This is a genomic window from Micromonospora sp. DT68 (assembly GCF_049847245.1).
In the GTDB taxonomy this organism is placed as follows: domain Bacteria; phylum Actinomycetota; class Actinomycetes; order Mycobacteriales; family Micromonosporaceae; genus Micromonospora; species Micromonospora profundi.
This window is the reverse complement of sequence record NZ_JBNCNZ010000066.1, coordinates 1-558: the sequence shown is the minus strand read 5'-3', so window position 1 is coordinate 558 and position 558 is coordinate 1. Positions and strand designations below refer to the sequence as shown.

Below are 558 nucleotides of genomic sequence, written 5' to 3'. Positions count from 1 at the left end.
ACCGCACAACGCTTCCTCACCACCTGGCCCCACATCGAACTCCACAACCTCTACGGCCCCACCGAAGCATCCATCGAGGTCACCGCCTGGCAATGCGAACCGGACTCGACCACGGTGCCCATCGGGCAGCCAATCGCCAACACCCGCATCTACGTGCTCGACAACCTGCTGCGCCCGACACCGATCGGCATACCCGGAGAACTCCACATCGCCGGCACCGGCCTCGCCCACGGTTACCACAACCGCCCCGGACTCACCGCCCGTAGCTTCCTGACCGACCCCCACGATCACCGGCCCGGCCAGCGCATGTACGCCAGCGGTGACCTCGCCCGCTGGCGAACCGACGGCGCCATCGAATACCTCGGCCGGACCGACCGACAGGTCAAGCTCCGCGGCCAACGCGTCGAGCTCGGCGAAATCGAACACACAATCGCCCAACACCCCGACGTACGCCAATGCACCGTCCAGCTGTACAACGAGGCCCAACTCGTCGCCTACCTCACCGGGCACCCCGACCTGAACCACCTTCGCCGGCACCTCGCCGACCGACTCCCCACC

The 558-nt window shown here is 67.0% G+C and carries 1 protein-coding gene; it reads left to right on the top strand.

Annotation, left to right across the window (positions count from 1 at the left end):
• Positions 1–558 (top strand): AMP-binding protein (locus ACPXB1_RS30655; RefSeq protein ID WP_425736181.1); only part of this gene is annotated, 558 nt, incomplete at both ends.